General features: G+C 72.4%; 13 protein-coding genes. 3 read left to right on the top strand and 10 right to left on the bottom strand.

Going from position 1 to position 12954, the window contains the following annotated elements:
- The first annotated feature begins 75 nt into the window (after nt 1–75).
- Nucleotides 76–372, top strand: a complete 297-nt coding sequence (locus PIR53_16345; protein ID WZH51580.1) for a hypothetical protein — start codon at nt 76–78, stop codon at nt 370–372.
- 348 nt (nt 373–720) lie between these two features.
- Here PIR53_16345 and PIR53_16340 read toward each other — a convergent pair whose 3' ends face one another.
- Together PIR53_16340 and PIR53_16335 are read right to left on the bottom strand one after the other, a co-directional pair.
- On the bottom strand, nt 721–921 hold the full coding sequence (locus tag PIR53_16340) for a hypothetical protein (protein ID WZH51579.1): 201 nt from the start codon (nt 919–921) through the stop codon (nt 721–723).
- Between the two features lie 47 nt (nt 922–968).
- Nucleotides 969–1514: a helix-turn-helix domain containing protein gene (locus tag PIR53_16335; GenBank protein WZH51578.1), complete on the bottom strand. Its 546-nt coding sequence runs from the start codon at nt 1512–1514 to the stop codon at nt 969–971.
- 101 nt (nt 1515–1615) lie between these two features.
- Between PIR53_16335 and PIR53_16330 the strand changes: the two genes are divergently transcribed.
- The gene (locus tag PIR53_16330; protein WZH51577.1) at nt 1616–3199 is read left to right on the top strand and encodes a GMC oxidoreductase; all 1584 of its coding nucleotides are present in this window, start codon (nt 1616–1618) and stop codon (nt 3197–3199) included.
- 10 nt (nt 3200–3209) lie between these two features.
- Here the strand turns inward: PIR53_16330 and PIR53_16325 are convergent, their stop codons facing one another.
- The 3 genes from PIR53_16325 to PIR53_16315 all read right to left on the bottom strand — a co-directional run bounded on the left by PIR53_16325 (nt 3210) and on the right by PIR53_16315 (nt 6292).
- Nucleotides 3210–4088 (bottom strand): siderophore-interacting protein, encoded by an 879-nt coding sequence (locus tag PIR53_16325; GenBank protein ID WZH51576.1) that lies wholly within the window; start codon nt 4086–4088, stop codon nt 3210–3212.
- Between the two features lie 4 nt (nt 4089–4092).
- Nucleotides 4093–5103 carry an ABC transporter substrate-binding protein gene (locus PIR53_16320; protein ID WZH51575.1) on the bottom strand — a complete coding sequence of 337 codons (1011 nt, stop codon included), beginning with the start codon at nt 5101–5103 and terminating at the stop codon, nt 4093–4095.
- Between the two features lie 109 nt (nt 5104–5212).
- Nucleotides 5213–6292, bottom strand: a complete 1080-nt coding sequence (locus tag PIR53_16315; GenBank protein WZH51574.1) for a hypothetical protein — start codon at nt 6290–6292, stop codon at nt 5213–5215.
- Nucleotides 6293–6450: 158 nt separating this feature from the next.
- Between PIR53_16315 and PIR53_16310 the strand changes: the two genes are divergently transcribed.
- The gene (locus PIR53_16310; GenBank protein WZH51573.1) at nt 6451–7029 is read left to right on the top strand and encodes a DUF1349 domain-containing protein; all 579 of its coding nucleotides are present in this window, start codon (nt 6451–6453) and stop codon (nt 7027–7029) included.
- Between the two features lie 4 nt (nt 7030–7033).
- Here PIR53_16310 and PIR53_16305 read toward each other — a convergent pair whose 3' ends face one another.
- From PIR53_16305 to PIR53_16285, 5 genes are all read right to left on the bottom strand, one after another.
- On the bottom strand, nt 7034–8281 hold the full coding sequence (locus tag PIR53_16305; protein WZH51572.1) for a Fic family protein: 1248 nt from the start codon (nt 8279–8281) through the stop codon (nt 7034–7036).
- An 82-nt stretch (nt 8282–8363) separates the two neighbouring features.
- The gene (locus PIR53_16300; GenBank protein WZH51571.1) at nt 8364–9626 is read right to left on the bottom strand and encodes an adenylosuccinate synthetase; all 1263 of its coding nucleotides are present in this window, start codon (nt 9624–9626) and stop codon (nt 8364–8366) included.
- 36 nt (nt 9627–9662) lie between these two features.
- Complete coding sequence (locus tag PIR53_16295; GenBank protein ID WZH51570.1) at nt 9663–10646, bottom strand: hypothetical protein; 984 nt, start codon at nt 10644–10646, stop codon at nt 9663–9665.
- Between the two features lie 51 nt (nt 10647–10697).
- A complete protein-coding gene (locus PIR53_16290; GenBank protein WZH51569.1) occupies nt 10698–11741 on the bottom strand; it encodes a hypothetical protein in 1044 nt (347 codons plus the stop codon).
- Between the two features lie 410 nt (nt 11742–12151).
- Complete coding sequence (locus tag PIR53_16285; protein WZH51568.1) at nt 12152–12946, bottom strand: nuclease-related domain-containing protein; 795 nt, start codon at nt 12944–12946, stop codon at nt 12152–12154.
- Nucleotides 12947–12954: the final 8 nt, after the last annotated feature.

The following is a 12954-nucleotide window of genomic DNA, read 5'->3' as shown; positions in this document are numbered from 1 at the left end:
GTCGGACCCGCCAGTTACGTTCGCGTAATGAATTCTCGGACATGGCACGCAGCGGAGTGGGGCGCGTTCGGTCAGGTGGGCGCGCTGTTGGTCGCGGTCGTCGCGGGCATATTGGTCTGGGCGCAGGTCCAGCACGCGAAGAAGGTTCGCAAAGAACAGAACCGGTCCCATATGCTCAGTGACTTCGAGTTCGAGGGCCGGGAGGTTGTGTTCGCGCTCTGGAGCATCAGCGCCAGCCCGGCAATGAACGTGCGGATCCATTTCGATCAGCCACTGCAGGATCCCCGCATCCGATCCCGACGAACTCGCCGTCTACGCGAGCGGAATTCCGATGTTGGCGCCGGGCCGGACCATGTCGATCCCGTTTGGTGAGGGACTGTCCTTCTCCCCGAAGGATGCCACTGCTGGCCCGCCGCTGGGATATACCGCCTGCGTTACATACGAGGACGTCGCATGGACGAAGAAGTACGAGGACCCTCCGCTCGTACTGGATCTACTTCCCTACAAGCACTCCCTGATCGAGCGCGACGATCTCCACCAGATCTACCAGAATCTGGAGGAGATCAAGAACCTGATGAAGTCATGGACGAGTGAGGGGAGGCTGCGGATCAACTCGATCACGCAAGCCGAGGCGGAAGGCAAGCAGAAGGCCGTCCTTGAAGCTCGACGCCAAGCTCGGCAGATGCGGGCTTTCAGGACTGAGATCGACCGCGCGACCGCTCATCGTAGTGCAGCGTCGAGACTGCTCGGCTTCCAGATCCCCTGCTGCGTCGGCATCAGGCGGACGGTCTCGCCAGCGAGCTGCAGCCCGCTGGTGTCCTCCTGCGTGAAGGTCTCCTTGCCGGCGGCCCGCTGTTGATCGAGCCAGGCAAACGCGGCATGACGGATCGCAAGTTCGCGCATCCGATTGGTCGGGGCCATCGCCAGATCATGTCAGCTACAGAGGCCCCGTGGGTTAGGTTCGTCCCTCACCCCACCAACCGCCGCAACGCTCCACCCAGCTCCACAGCCACGACCTCCCCCGCCCGCCCATCGGCGATCGCCACCAGGCACAACGCCCGCACACACCGCGCCAACCACCCATCGGTCAACGACGAATCGAGCTCCCCCGCCGCCCGCCGCTCAGCCAAGAACGAAGCGATCGGCTCATCCGGCACCACCAACCGCGCCAGGTCCTCGATCGAATGCGGCTGACTCGCGAGCACGTGTCGATACGCCTCCGCCACCGCCACGACCTCCTGCGCGAGGCGGTCGAGCGCGGCGTACAGGGGCAGTTCGGCGAGGCCGTCCAGCAGCTGCGGCAGCACGGTGTCGGCGATGGAGCGGGTGAGGGCGTCGAGGACGGCGTCGGTGCCGCGGAAGTGGCGGTAGAACGTCGCCCGGGTCAGGCCCGCCTCCCGGGCGAGGCTGCTGACGCTCAGCCCCTCGCCGGCCAGCAGCAGCCGTTCGGCCGCTTTCAGGATCGCCTCGCGGCTCCGTCGTCCGTCGGCGCGCTGGGCCTCCGGGCGACTCATGACGCGACCTTATCGACCGGGAACCCTTGACGGACAAGTGAGACACCTGTCAGGTTTCTGGTGCACAAGCGTGCTCTGAGCCCCTTCTCGGGAGGTCCTCCATGCCTGCTCTGTCCCGTCGCGCCCTCATCGGCGGCGCCACCGCGGCGGCTGCCGTCGCCGGTCTCGCCCGCCCCGCCTGGGCCACCGTCCCCGTCCGCCGCGACCGCCGCCGTGTCGTCATCATCGGCTCGGGCTTCGGCGGCGCGGTCGCCGCGCTCCGGTTGACGCAGGCCGGCGTACCCGTCACCCTCCTCGAGCAGGGCCGCCGCTGGGCCGTCGCCCCGGGCAGCAACACCTTCCCGACCGTCGCCACGCTCGACGAGCGGGCGCTCTTCTACGGCTCGGCCCCCGAGCTGTTCGGCCGGCCGCTCAGCCCCGCGCCGTACGCCGGCATCTTCAACGCCACCCCCAGCCCGACGATGACGGTGATGAGCGGGGTGGGGTACGGCGGCGGGTCGCTCACCTACCAGGGGATGAGCCTCGTGCCGGACCGTGCCGTGTTCGAGCACGAGTTCCCGGCGGGGCTGGACTACGACGAGCTCGCGACGGAGCACTACGCGGAGGTCGCCCGCATGCTTCGCCTGGCCACCGCGCCCGACGAGCTGATCGCCTCCGCGCCGTACCGCGCCTCCCGCACCTTCCGCGAGCGCGCCCTCGCCGCCGGCCAGAGCGTCGAGAAGATCCCGATGCCGATCGATTGGAGCTTCGCGCTGCGGGAGCTGCGCGGCGAGCTGCCGCCGTCGTTCACCAACGGCGACTGCGCGCTCGGCGCCAACAACGGCGGCAAGCACAGCCTCGACGTCACCTACCTCAAGGCCGCCGAGGAGACGGGCCTGCTCGAGGTACGCCTCCTCCACCGCGTCACCGACGTCGCGCGGACCGCGGCGGGGGAGTGGGAGGTGACCGCCGCGCGCACCGATCTCCGCGGCACCCGCCAGGAGACCGTCGTGCTCACCGCGCCCACGCTCGTCATGGGTGCCGGCAGCGTCGGTACGACCAAGATGCTCGTGCGCGCCGCCGCGACCGGCGCGATTCCCGACCTCCCCGACGCCGTGGGCCGCGGCTGGGGCACCAACGCCGACCGAATCTACGTGTGGTCGGACCCGCTGCGCGGGTTCGGTACGCCGCAGGGCGGCCCCGTCGTCTTCGGCAGCAAGGACTGGTCGGACCCGGCGCGCGCCACCACGATCATCCAGGCGTCGATCCCGCCCATCGGCATCGCCGGGCTCGACCTCGACCCGCGCAGCACGATGATGGTCGGCTACGGGGTGAGCGCCGCGCGCGGGCACTTCGCCTACGACGGCCTCACCGACTCCGCCAACCTCCGCTGGCTGCCCGAGGGCGACCACGCGGTGCAGTACGGCGCGATCGCGCCCCGCGCGCACCAGATCGCCGGGCTGGGGTCGGTGCTGGTGGACACCAACGCGCTCGTGCCCTCGACGTGGCACCCGCTCGGTGGGGTCAACATGGGCGAGGCGTGCGACCTGGAGGGGCGGGTGCTGGGGCAGAAGGGGCTGTACGTGCTGGACGGTGCACTGCTGCCGGGGACGGCCGCGGCGTGCAATCCCTCGATGACGATCGCCGCGGTGGCCGAGCGCGCGATGAAGCGGATCGTGCGCGACGACGTGGGCGTCGTGATCTGAGCAGCTCGCCTCAGAGCCCGGCCTGCTCGAGGATCTCGTCCCAGCGGAGCTCGGCCTCGGCATCGCTCAGGCCCTCGCCCGACAGCTCGTCGTAGCGGGCGATGAGGTCGTCGGAGACGAGCTGGTAGCGATCGAGCCACGCCTCCTTGTCGTCCCGCCAGTAGCCGACGATGGCCTGGCGGCTGGAGGGGATGAGGCCGCGGACCTGCTTGCGGATGGCCCGGCCGGCGGAGGCCTCACCGGCGAACCACACGTAGCCGGGCCCGTCCGGCGCGTCCCACTCCGCCGCCGCAGTGGGGAGCACGGAGGGTGCGCGGCCATTGCCGGCGATGCGCCAGTCGACCTGGTGCGGCCCCTCCGTCGGGAGCCGGTCGGCCGGGTGGGCGACCTCCGCGATCGCGCGTGCCTCGACACCGAGCGGCAGTTGCTCGAGGATCCGCAGCATCGCCGGCACACCGGTGAGGTCGGCGACGAGCAGCATCCACCGGGTGTCGGCGGGGGGCTGGTACCAGGCGCGCGTGCCCCAGACGCCGAGCTGCATGCCCGGACGTGCGCTCCGCGCCCACTCGACGGCGGTCCCGGTGCCGTGGTCGACGAAGTTGATGGTGATGCGGCCCTGCTCCCACCGGCGCACCGTGTAGTTCCGGGCGACGCGGGCGTCGTCGGGGTCGTGGTGGGCGAGCACGCCGTCGACCTCCGTCATCGGCGGCGGCGCGCTCTCCCCGGCGGCGGGGAAGTAGAGGTGCACGATCTCGTCGGGCACCCCGCTCGTCGCGGGGCGCCCGTCGCCGGTGTCCGCGAGGACGACACGGATAAACGACGGCGAGAGTCGCGCGGCCTCCAGCACCCGGGCGGTGAGGTAGCCGGTCGTCGAGGTTGTGGTCGGCATGCGATCAGCGCTCGGCCGGCTCGATGAAGAGCATCTCGATGTCGTCGAGGATCATGCCGAGACCGATCGGGTCCGACGCGTTCCAGACGCTGGCCAGCACCCAGTGGACGCGGTCGTCCCGGACGGCGGGCAGGGTGGGCCAGAGCGGGGAGGAGCTGATGGCGTCCCGCTCCGCCTCGGCGCCCTCGTCGGTGTAGACGAACAGCGCGTCCGCGGAGGCGAGCTCGCCCAGGTTCTCCTCGGACAGGTCGATGCGGAAGGCGCTCGGGTCCTGCTGACCCTCGGGCTGCGTCATGCCGAGCGCACGGAACGCGATGCTCTCGCCGGTGCCGACCCGGACCGAGTACTGCCCGTCGGCGCTGAGGCGCACGGCGGAGACAGGGTCGTCCGCGAGACCCGCCGCGGCGACCCGCTCGCGCAGCTCCTCCATCCGGTCGGTCAGCTCGCCCATCACGGTCGCGGCGGTCGCCTCCTCGTTGAGGGCCGTGGCCACCGCCGAGAGGCCGTGGTCGACGTCCTCGAGGGAGACGCCGTCGTTGTAGGCGTAGCCGAAGGTCGGGATGCCGGTGGCGGCGATGCGGTCGTAGGTCTCCTTGTTCCACGCGTCGTCGCCCTCGCCGTCGTAGCCGGCAGCGACGATCACGAGGTCGGGTTCCTGGGCGAGGATGCCTTCGAGGCTCGGGTCGAAGCCGCCCTCCTCGCCCGCGATGTTCTCGATCTCCGTGTCGTCCCCGCTCAGGTGCGCGGGCAGGGAGAGCGGGTTGAAGGAAGCAGCGACCGGCTCCACGCCGAGCGAGAGCATGAGCGACAGCGAGATCGGGTCGGCGGCGACGACCCGTCGCGGCTCGGCGGGAACCTCGACCTCGCCGAAGTAGTCCGTGACCGTCCGGGTCGCCGCGGAGTCCTGACGGGCGTCGGCTGGATCGCCGCCGCACCCGGCGAGTCCGGCGACGGCGATCATCGTGAGGACCGCGGCACGGGCGCGACGTGCGAGGGAGTGGGATGGAGCAGGCATGGGGGCTGAACCTCGTTCTTCGGTCCCGCGAGGGATTCGAGTTTAGGTGAGGCTTACCTTATCGAAGGTCACACCGCGTCGGCGGCCCCCATGCCAGTCGGGCTCCGCGTCAGCTGCCCAGCACGACGTCCCAGCCACCGGTGTGCACGTGCTCGACCGAGCCGTCGGTGCCGACGCGCACCGTCACCAGCGTGTCGGCGGCGTCGGTGAGCTGCGCGAGCACGTGGTCGTCGTCCTCCCACGCGGTGCCGGCGACCCACCAGCCGTCCGCGGGCTCGAACGCGGTGACCGGCTCGCCCGTGGCGCTGTCGAGGAAGGCGAGCGTGCCGGAGCCGGCGCCGTCGCGGTAGGCGTCGTCGCCGAGCACCAGGCTGCCGTCGGGCGAGAACGACAGCACGCCGTAGTCCTGCTGGCCCCACGCGAGGGCGTTGTCCTCGTCGGTGATGCCCCAGAAGAGCAACTCGGGGTCGACCTCCTCGTCCCGGTCGAGCAGGCCCAGCAGCTGGTCGTTGCCGGCCGTCTCGCGGGCGTCGACGAGGGTCTGAGGCGTCCACATCCACCGCGGCGCCTGGCCCGGGGAGAGCCGGTGGCTCACGTCGCCGTTCGAGACGTAGACCCGGCAGTCACCCTCGGCGCAGGAGGTGCCGGTGACCGCGCCGATGCGCCGGGTGTCCCCGACGGGGTCGGCCGCCGGGAGGTCGAGGCGGGTCCAGGTCGGGCGGCCGGCCTCGATCACGGAGACCTGACCGCGCTGCAGCACGGCCACCTTCTCGTGGGCGTCGTCCGCCACGAGGTCGCCGTCGGAGGCCCCACCGAGACCGGTCCACCCGAGCTGGGTGCCGGCGCGATCGAAGATCGAGAGGCGTGGCGCCCAGGCCACGACGGACGGGTCGTGGCGGGTGACGGCGACGCGGTCGCCGATCGCTTCCACGTCGAGCACCGTGTCGAAGCCGTCGTCCGGCAGCACGAACGACGTGCCGTCCTCGAGGTGGATCGTGGTGCCGTCCGCCCACACGATGCCGGGGGCGGCGCCCTGCGGGGCGTCGGGGTCGAGGGTGATCGGCCCCGCGTCGTACGACGGCGTGCTCGCGCTCGGCGCGACTCCGGCGCTGGCTCCGAGGCCCGTGCCGCCGACGGCCAGGGTGCCGAGGGCGAGGGCGACGAGGGTGGGGACGAGGCGTGCGCGCATGACGGTTCTCCTGTGCAGAGGTGGGAGGTCGACGGCCCCGGTGTGGGCGCGGCGACGAGGCCGCGACGGGGAGCCGTCGTGCCCGAGATCGTTCTGCCCTGAGGACGCTCGGCGGGTCCGGACGGTTGCACGAGGGTCGGAACCGACACGATGGAGCCATGACGCACCAGCCCTGGACCACCGGCCGCTGGACCCACGCCCCGGTCGCGGCCACCCCCGACAGCGACGACCTCGTCGTCACGGCGGCGGAGGGCTCGGACGCGTGGCGACGCACCTCGTACGGCTTCGTCCACGACTCCGCGCACGCGCTGGTGGCGCCGTTCGCGGTGGGTACGGCGCTGGAGGTGACCTTCACGGCCGACCTGCCCGAGCAGTTCGACCAGGCGGGCGTGTTCGTCGCCGTCGACGAGGAGACCTGGGTGAAGGCGGGGCTCGAGCGCTCCGACGGACGGCTGCAGCTCGGCGCCGTCGTGACCCGCGGGTGGTCGGACTGGTCCGTCGCGCCGGTCGACGACTGGTCGGGACGGCGCGTGACGGTGCGGGTCAGCCGGTCCGCCGACGCGCTCGTCGTGCGGGCGGGGCTCGAGGGGGAGGAGCGGCAGTTCGTCAGGGTGACGCCGTTCGACGGAGCGCTCTCCGCCGAGGCCGGGCCCTACCTCTGCTCACCGACGCGGGCGGGGCTCGCCGTGCGGTTCCACGCGTGGCGCGTGACGGAGGCGGACGCGGGGCTGCACTGAGGGATCAGCGGTAGCGCTGGGACGGCCGCTGCCGCACTCCGATCTGCCGCTCGAGCTGCTCCAGCTCCGCCATCACGTCGGCTGCGACCCAGATGCGGTTGCGGCGTCCACCGGTGATCTCGTCGAGCACCCCGGCTTCGACCAGCAGGTCCAGGGCAACGTAGGTCCGTCGCGGTGTGGCGCCTGTGAGCTCCACGGCGCGTGACACGTCGAGGATGGGCTGGCGGAGCAGGCCGTCGATGATCGACAGCGCGGACGCTCCGCGCCGTACGCCCGCCGCGGTGCGCCACTGCTCGGGCAGCGCAGCGAGGCGATCCGCGCTCTCCGCCGCGCAGGCCGCGGCGGTGGCTGCTGCCGCGACCGTGAGATCGACGATGGGTCCGATGTCCCCGCTCCGGTAGTCCGCGAGCGCGTCGAAGTAGGTGTCGACATCGGCGAGCATCGCTGCGGCGACGGGAACCGTGGCGCCGACGGTGAGCCCCCGGTAGCGGAGGATCGCGCCGATGATGGCGCGGCCGATGCGGCCGTTGCCGTCCGTGAACGGGTGGATCGCCTCGAACTGGGCATGGGCGATCGCGGCGTGGACGAGTGCGGGAAGGTCGCGGCGCTCGGCGAAGCGCACGAGGTCCTTCACCAGCTCGGGAACGAGCTCGGGGGGCGGTGGGACGTGGACGGCGCCGCGGGGTGAGGTGTCGCTGCCCCCGATCCAGTTCTGCTGGGTGCGCCAGCGGCCAGCGAACTCCGACTCGAGCCGATCCTGGCCCATCAGCGCCGCATGCGCAGCCAGGATCTTCGGCTCGTCGAGCGGGCTGGTCAGCCCGCACGCCTCGCTCAGCGCGCGGAGGGCACGCATGGCCGCCACGGTCGACCGAGCCGTCTCCCCGGCCTCCTCGCCGATGGACGCGCGCGCGACGTCGTCGAGGTCGGCGTACACGCGCTCGATCCGTGACGACGCGACGGCCTCGGTGCGCACCAGCAGGCCGTCCAGTCCGGCCAGGTGGTCGGCACGACCCTCCAGGCTCGCGATGGCGGCGACCGCCGCGTCGTTGCGGGCGAGGACGTCGGGGGTGGCGGCCGGGACCGGGAGCGCTGCGATGCGGGCGGGGATCTCGACCGTCGTCTCCGTGAACATGCGGTCGAGTCGGTTGGGACGCAGCCCGTTCGGTCCGCGCTGGTCAGGATTCGTCCGCCACGAGCGCGTCTCGCGGATGACCGACGGCCACGTCGCGGCGGGAGGCGACGGCGGAGTCATGTGGTCCCTCCCCTCCCACAGTTGATCTCTCCTTGGTGATGTTTATAGCACTAACCATCACCAAGGCCGAGGTCGCTGACGGTTATGCAGCAAGCCCCGCCGCCTCGCGACCGACCTCCAGCACCCGGTCGGCCCGCGCCGCGCCGTACGCCCGCATGCCCACCGGCACCCCGACGCACCGTGCGATGACCTCGTCGACCGGGCCCTCCAACGGCGTGACCTGCGGCCGGGACGCCGCGAGGGCGGCCGTCAACCGCGACTGGTGGTCGAGGTCGGTGAAGTCCCCCAGCGGCAGCGAGGCGTACCCCGCCGCCACCCCCACCGGCGCCGCATCGAGGTGGCTCACGGCGAGGAGGTCGAGCCCGCCGGCTGAACGGCACACCCGCGCCGCGTAGTCGAGCAGCACGAGGTCGAGGTGCCCGGTGCGCCAGTCGCCCTGGTAGGCGCCGTAGCCGTTGTGCTCCTCCGGCAGCTCCAGCGTGCGGTCCTCCGTCGGGAATGGCCCGGCGCCGTGGCGCGTGGCGTAGGACCGCACGGCACCCCAGACCTCGCCCCGGCCGAGGCCCGCCTCCGCCAGCAGGGCCTGCGCCGGCGCCGGCGTCACCGTCGACCACGTCGTGTGCGGGTGGAACCCGCGCCACTCGTCGAGCAGCACGCCCTGCGAGCCCTCGAACACGAGCGACCCGGCGGCGGCCGCCGCCGTCAGGTAGGCGACGTCGGGGACGATCTCCACCGCCGCCCCGAACTCCAGCAGGTCCACCGCCATCTCCCGCAGGGACGGCACCTCGTGCGTGCCCTGCGCGAGGAGCGGCGCGTAGTGCTCCAGCAGCGCCGCCAGCTTCACCCGCAGCACGTCCGGCGTGAGGCAGTCCCGCACGCGGATCGCCGCCGCACCCCCGTTCTCGGGCAGCGCGTAGAGCTGCGTCTCCCCGACCCCCAGGCCGCACGACCCGTGGCGCGCATCGCCGCGCAGGTCCTCCCGTGTGCGGTTCGCGGCGCGGTGCACCGGCGTGACGACCAGGGCGTCCGGGCTGACGGCGATCATGGCGAGGGGATCCGGTACGCCGCACGCGGCCAGCTCGTCCGCCTCGGCCCCCAGCGCCTCGGGGCTCACCAACACGTACCGGCTCAGGTAGGACGCCACCCCCGCGAGCGTCCCGCTCCCGAACTGCCGGAACGTGTGGTGGACCCCGCCCACGACGACGTTGTGCGCCGCCTGCGGCCCGCCGGAGAAGCGGACGACCGCCGCCACACCGCCCTCCGCGCAGAGCCGGTCGACGGTCGCGCCCTTGGCCTCGTCGCCGAAGCCGAGGCCAATGACGATGCGGTGCGGCTGGGTGGTCATCTCGCTCCTCCTCTCGTTCGAGTGGTCGGGCCCGGCTCAGGCCAGGTCGTCCGGCTCCGTGCCCAGGTCGCGCGCGACCCGAGCGGGGAGCGTGGCGGTGCCCCGCGCCGTACCGACCGTGGCGAGCGCCCGCGAGACCGCGCCGCCGCTCGTGCTGCCGACGTCGCGCAGGTCCTCGAGGCCCTCGTCGAGGTCGATGGCGTCCTCGAGCAGGCCGACCGTCAGGGCGATCAGGTCGCAGACCGCGCGCGGGTCGTCGAGGCGCAGCAGGCGCTCGCCGAGCATGTCGCGCCAGTAGCCGTTGACCTGCGGGTTGTCGTAGTGCGCCGTCTGCCGCGGCAGGATGAAGAACACCTCCCAGCGCTCCTCGACCTCGCGCCACAGGTCCTCCGAGCGCACGTCCTCCCGCGTCTTCACGCCGAGGATGTCGCGCAGCTGCCGCGCCCGGATCTTGCGCTTGCCCATCTCGTCGCCGATGACGAACAGGTAGCCCTTCTTGCCGCGCTTCTCCCACGCGTCGGTCGCGGTGTGGCGGGCCATGAAGTAGGCCGCGAGCTCGTAGGACTCGCTCATCTGGCCGCCGCCGTTGCCCTCGAGGAAGATCGAGCGCAGCTGCTCGTCCATGCGGTTGTCCGACTCGAACTGGCCGACCTGCAGCGGCACGTAGTCCGTGTCCGCGTCACCGATCGCGCCGAACATGATCTGCGGGTCGTCGACGTAGCCCTTCCGCTGCAGCAGCCCGTGCAGCTTCGACAGCTCGCCCTGCATCTGCTGCGGGACCGTGCCCATCGAGCCCGTCACGTCGAAGAAGACGGCGATCGGGGTGCTGTTGGGGTGCTCCGCCGAGTCGCGCGACTCGCGGAGGGTGACGCCGTTGGGGTCGAGCGTCGGGTGTGCCTTCCACTGCGAGGTCGGCTTGCGGCGTACGTCGTCGCTGTAGCCGAACGCCGCCTGACCGCTGCGCCGGCGCGCGCCCGCCGATGCGGCGAAGGTCCGGTCGCTCCATGCTCCGTTGCCCATTGTCCTGTTCCTCTCGTGTCTGTCGCTTCGGTGTGGGTGGGTGGGGGCCGTTCAGACGGCCAGGTCGAGGGGGCGGAACCGCCGCGGCCCGTAGAGCCGGTCGAGCAGCTCGTCGTACTCCCCCTGCAGGTCAGCGGCCCGCGGCCGCATGCCCGGGGCGTCCTGCCGCAGGCCGGCGGAGAACCGCCGCTGCACCCGCTGGTCGGGCCGCAGCATCGCCAGCCCGAGCGCGCCGAGCATCGCGACGTCCGTCGCCGGGGTGACGACGCCGCCGGTGACCTCGGGCGGGTACGCCGCGGCCTGCGACGCGACGACCCCCTCGGCCGGGCGGCCGGGCCGGGTCGCGAACGACCAGCCCGCGAGGACGACCCCGTGCTCCTCGGGATGGATGAGGACGTTCTCCGGCAGCAGGGCGCCGTGGACGATCCCGATCGCGTGGACCGCGGCGAGCGCGCGGATGATCCGCCGCTGCATCCAGGCCCAGTCGCGGCCGTCGAGCCCGCCGGGGGCCGCCGCCTGCACGGCGGTCAGCGGGACGAACCCGTCGGCGCGGGTCAGCGAGCCGAGCACGTTGGCCTCGCGCTGCTCGCTCGTGCTCCCGTCGGGGCTGCGCAGGGTCGCGGTGTCGAGGAGGCGGGGGAGGTACGGCGCGAGCCAGCGCTCGTCGTCGGTGAGCTCAGCCAGCCGGGTCAGGGCCGTCCGCTCGTTGCGGAGGTACCGCGACGACGAGCGCCGACGGGCGATCTTGACGACCGCGTCGCCGCCGGAGACGGCGTAGAGGTTCGCGACCGTGCCGCGGCCCACCTGGGCGCCGATCGTCCAGATGCCGCGCGTGCCGATGATCGTCGCGTCGTCCACTGCCTCGACGCCGTTGCTCCACTGCTCGAAGAAGGTCGTGGCCTTGGCGAAGGCGGCGTCCCCGCGGGCGGCGTCGATCGCCGGGTCGCGGCGGTCGGGGTGGAGGGCGGTGGCGATGACGCGGTGGGTACGACGCGCGCGCCGCCGCACCTGGTCCGAGCCGTCCTGCGGGCCGAAGAGGTCCGCCGGGGTGGTGGCCGCCTCGACCTTCTGGAGGAGGTCCGTGTCGGTGCTCATGACTAATAGTCTGCGTGACAATTAATTGGGAGGCAAGGGGTTTGGGTCAGATTGACAAGAAAGTTTTTCTGGGGTGGTCGCGGTGGCCCGGGACGTCATGCGAAGCGGTCGTCGGGGTGGTCGGCGTGTATGACGTCCGCGAGGGGTGCCGCAGGACGTCATGCGAAGCGGCGCGCGGGGCGACCGGTGCGTATGACGTCCGGGGAGGGTCGGGCGGTGGCGCGCTACGCGGCTCCGGAAGGGGTCACGTACGACGGCGAGCAGGGGCGGGCGGCTGTCGTTCGTGACCCTGTGGGGGAGGTCGGCCGGTACGGCCGACGCCCAGACCAGCTCGGCGACGAGTTCTGCGGAACGGATGCCGTTCTGGAGAGGCCAGAACTGCATCCGTTCCGCAGAACCTCGTGGCCCCGTCAAGCCGGTCGGAGCGCGATCGCGAGCCGTTGGTGAACCGCAGCGACGTCGAGCACTGCCGCGGCCGGCGCGGTCACCGTCGCCGCCAGCTTCTTCGGCCACAGCACCTCGACGCCGCGGGTCGTGAACGCGCCGCCGATCAAGGGCCAGTCGGCCTCGACGAAGCAGAGTGCCCCGCGCACGGGCGTGGCATCGCCCAGCACGTCGGTGACCACCTCGACCTGCCGGAGCACGCCGTCGACGAGCTTCGTCCGGTCGCGGCCCGCGACGACGAGCTTCTCGACGCGGGGGCGCAGCAGGCCGCCCTCGATGCGGAGGGTCGGGCGGCCGGCGTACCGCTTCGCGTCCACCACCCACACCCCTCCCGCGGTGACGACGAGGTGGTCGATGTTGGCGCGGCTACCCGGGATGCGCCGGTCGTGCAGCACGCGGACCGCCTCCGAGGCGATGCCGTCGAGCCGCACGCCGAGGCGCTCCTCCCCGGCGGCGCCGGTCTCCCAGGACCGCGTCGACGCGGGGTCGTCGGTCACCGCGAGCAGGAAGCCTCCGATCCGCGGGTGCTTCTCCCGCACGCGCCGCTCGCGTCGGTCCCGGCGCCGCTCGTGCTCGCGGCGGGCGGACGCCCCCGCCGTACCGGGGTCGACGACGGCGTCCTCCGCCGGGCAGGTGAGGCAGCGGACGGTGCGGCCGGCGCATTCGTACGTCGCGGTGACGCCGGCAGCGAGCGGCGCGGCGCACACCCGGCACGTGTCGTCGCGGCGGAGCCGCAGGACCTTCTCGGATGCGTCCCCCATGGAGACAT

This window comes from Nocardioides alkalitolerans, assembly GCA_038184435.1.
GTDB classification, from domain to species: domain Bacteria; phylum Actinomycetota; class Actinomycetes; order Propionibacteriales; family Nocardioidaceae; genus Nocardioides; species Nocardioides alkalitolerans_A.
This window is presented reverse-complemented; position numbering and strand designations above follow the sequence as displayed.